Annotated in this window: 1 protein-coding gene; it reads right to left on the bottom strand. The window is 52.4% G+C overall.

All coding sequences use genetic code 11. The annotated features are described in order from the left end of the window. The coding region (locus AC1D12_RS34990; RefSeq protein WP_477845628.1) for a hypothetical protein at positions 1–550 on the bottom strand (550 nt) is incomplete at both ends.

Raw genomic sequence — 550 nt, 5'->3', positions numbered from 1 at the left:
GCTGCGGGTGGTAGACAGGATGAGCGGGCCGCCTGGAGGCGGGCGTATATGAATTTCCGAAGGTGCAGATTTCCCCTCGGCCGATCCGGAATTCGAGTTGACAGTTTGGTAAATACCTGATCTGCAATCCGCGGGGAAGTTTGCCGTTTGGGAAAGCAATCAGCAACTTCCGGCGGTTGGTGTTTGCGGCCTGCAGCTGAGCGACATCGATCATCTTGCCTCTGAACTGCTCAATAGTGATCTTCCTTATCCAGCCAATATCCTGCATCGGCTGAGGAAGACGCTCCACGCATCGAGGCAGTATGATATTTTTTCGGCGATCCTTGCTTTGCAAGGCGGTCCAGAAGAGCCGTGGCAACATCTCGAAGTCTGCCGCCGAAAGACGGCTCAGATCGATTGTCCTGGGGTCCTTTTCGCAGATATTCAACAGCTTGAGGCAAAGATTTGTCGATGTGAGCCGGTATTCTGATTGAAAATCACTCATCTCCGGGCTGATCGGAATCTGCTCATTCTGGAAACCGATCTGCAAATCTCTGAAGATCTCCATGAG

The sequence above is a fragment of the Rhizobacter sp. P1_G5 genome, assembly GCF_056405435.1.
The sequence above is the reverse complement of the archived record's forward strand: the minus strand, read 5'-3'. Positions and strand labels throughout refer to the sequence as shown.